This window comes from Paenibacillus sp. OT2-17, from assembly GCF_009827695.1.
Taxonomy (GTDB): domain Bacteria; phylum Bacillota; class Bacilli; order Paenibacillales; family Paenibacillaceae; genus Paenibacillus; species Paenibacillus polymyxa_B.
In genome coordinates, this window is the sequence record NZ_WUDQ01000482.1 from 1 (window position 1) to 2,834 (window position 2,834).

The 2,834-nt window shown below is 38.4% G+C and carries 2 protein-coding genes; both read right to left on the reverse strand.

Going from position 1 to position 2,834, the window contains the following annotated elements; all coding sequences use genetic code 11:
• Positions 1–658 precede the first annotated feature (658 nt).
• Entirely contained in the window at positions 659–1,546 is an 888-nt protein-coding gene (locus GRP75_RS23435) for a PD40 domain-containing protein (protein ID WP_160790508.1), read from the reverse strand.
• Between the two features lie 177 nt (positions 1,547–1,723).
• Positions 1,724–2,638 carry a copper amine oxidase N-terminal domain-containing protein gene (locus tag GRP75_RS23440; protein WP_160790509.1) on the reverse strand — a complete coding sequence of 305 codons (915 nt, stop codon included), beginning with the start codon at positions 2,636–2,638 and terminating at the stop codon, positions 1,724–1,726.
• Between the last annotated feature and the right edge of the window lie 196 nt (positions 2,639–2,834).

Below are 2,834 nucleotides of genomic sequence, written 5' to 3' on the forward strand. Positions count from 1 at the left end.
CAGAGTTGACATGACTAATTCATTTCCCCATGTGGATTCTCACCAGTAATGATATAGAGGTCCCATGCAGAAACTCTGTTGGACCTTTAAATTACATGAAAAATCCCCTGATGTTGATGCAATCAGGGGATACATAGGTTCATTTCTCTCGCTTTGATAATGCGAAGTTGATTATTTCTCCAGTCACAATTCCTGTCAGAATTGCATAGATTCCCATAGCGCTCATCTGATATCCCAAAGCGTAAAATAACCCTATACCTATTGCATAGCTCAACAAAATCGCTGCAAAGCACTTTAGAAACTTACTCATGAAAATGTTCATAAGCAACTCCCCGGTTAATTTTATACTTCAATTATCTGTGAATATCCTTCCGACCGCATTCTCTAACTTTGTGCTTCTTCGTTCTAGACAGATTGCATTGCTGATATCGAGTATTTGCGCGTCATTGCGAACCACACATACTTTTGTCCCATGATCAGCGCGGCCAATTTCCATCACATATGCTTTTTTCAGTCCTTTGTTGACCACAAGCAATCATTAAATATTCAAAAGTAAATCTATAATGTTGATAGAGTGGTGCATTAAAGCCGAAAAAAGTGGAGTTTAAAATTATGACTATTTAGTAGATACGGTTTCAAAAAAACTCTCCTGTATATGTCAATCAAATTTCGGTGTTAATTGAGATATCTTCTGCTCATCATTCTTAGTTAAAGAACCCTTCTTTAAAATTGATTTTTTTGTTTCTAAGTAAGTATAGAGTACTGCTTGTGGAGAATCGTCACCTTTACTCACAAAGTCAAAACTTTTCCCATCTTTGTGCCAAACTATAGATGAGATCAATGTAAAGTCCTTATCGGACACATGCATATAGCTCTTACGCTCAACATTGTATAGTCCGATATAACTTGAACCTAGATCACCGATTCCAAACGCAATCTTTTTTCCATCAGGCGACCAGTTATAGGCATCAATCTTTTCGCTCCCGGCTCCGTCACTATTCATCTCAAACATGTTTACAATAGTTTGAGCCCCATCGGATAAATTAATTAAAATAAGTCTACTACCCTCGTGATCGCTTACATGAAGAGCTACCTGGTTGCTTTTAGATAAGAAAAGTGAGTTAACTCTCAAAGGTCGTGGGTTGAACTTAACGAGTTGCTCTCCACGCTTACTTTTTATTTTCATAGAATCCACAACTTCATTGGCTTCGACTGCTTCTTCCCCTTTAGCGTTAGTTAATTTTGCTGTAAAAGTAACGTCTTTATTTTTCCATACAATCTGTTTTCCCGAAACTACAACCTTAGATTTGTCTTGGTTATTATAATACTGAGAATAATCTAAGGTGTTCACCTTTTTAACAGTTGCTCTAGATGTTTCTACAGTTGCTTTTTCGTCTACTTTTTTTACACCTTCCTTTGTGCTGTTTACCCCGGTATTATTCACTTCGGTCTGAGGCAGTTGATGATTTGAGCTTGCCTTACCACTACACCCTGAAATCACTAACACCACTATCGCACCTACAGACATAATCTGCACGAATTTCATGATTTCCTCCTTACTTTACAACGTGCTGTAATCCCTACGTTCCCTTGTATACGTAATCTAATAAAGATGAAGTACTAATCATCGAACACATAGCCAAGTAATCTATTTTAAAATCAGTCACCCCTTTCCTCTCGGTTTAAAAATAGAAATGCTTACAGCCACTCTAACACCTCTCTTCTATAGTTGTTCTTCTTCTGGAATAGAGAAGAACATTTGTCTCGCCTGATCTTCAGTCGCTTCCCCCAGACGAGTTTTTTTGCCAGCTTTATCGATAGTCCCGAACGTGGTTCCACCCGGAACGCTATAATTATAATAAACTACGCCCTTATGGATCGTTGGCATTTTGCCGCTTTGTTCAACAATTTTGTTGGTGAGGAACGGCAGGCTTGCATTTTTAGCTTCCTGTTGCAGGTTTAGCCTTGCAGACCAGAGCAGCTCTACATGTGTGTCAATGATACGATAGTAATTCACAATGTCCATATGTTGTTCAAAAAATTCGCTGGATTGGTTTTTTGGGAAGTAGCGAATATAAGCCATACTATCCCCTTCTTCACCTGACAATACATTAACTTTAGCAATACGTGGAAGACTGTATGCACCATGACGAGCTATAGAAATATCGCTAGATTGGATTTCTTTCAGCATGTCTTCTGTCGGCTTAGCTACGTAAACTGTACGATCTGGAGCATTCCAGTACACTTGAGAACCGGACGCATCTGCAATGAAACGCAGCGGTACCATAACACGACCATTTTTCATTACAGAAGAAGTAGGCAGCGTTACTTTTTTATCACCTACCATTGTCTCTTTTTTACCAGCCACCAGTGTTGATTTTGTTCCGTTATTATCTACAGTTACCGTTTTAGAAGTATTGTTCCAGTTGATCGTTACACCAGGAATCGATCTTATCATATTCAATGCTACTAATGTGGAACCATTCTGAACATAGAGGTCTACATCCCCTGGCAAGGGTACGTTATTCACTTGCATAATAATGGACTTGAAAGCTGCTCCAGAAGCGCCAGAAACACCGCTAGCAAGCATACTAAAAGATATTGTTGTTGCAAGAGCCGCTTTGGAAAATGTATTCATAATTATATTCACCTCAATAGTGTCTTCTTGTCAGCTTTCAAACTAAATTGAGCTTAGTAGTATTAATACATCGATTCAGTATTAGCTAGTGTTTTCTCGTCTCATTAGGAATAGATTGGATAACATCTATATAGGATTTCGCCTTTGCAGTAATCTCCTTTTGTTGACCTTTATCATCTTTGTATAAAGCTGAGAT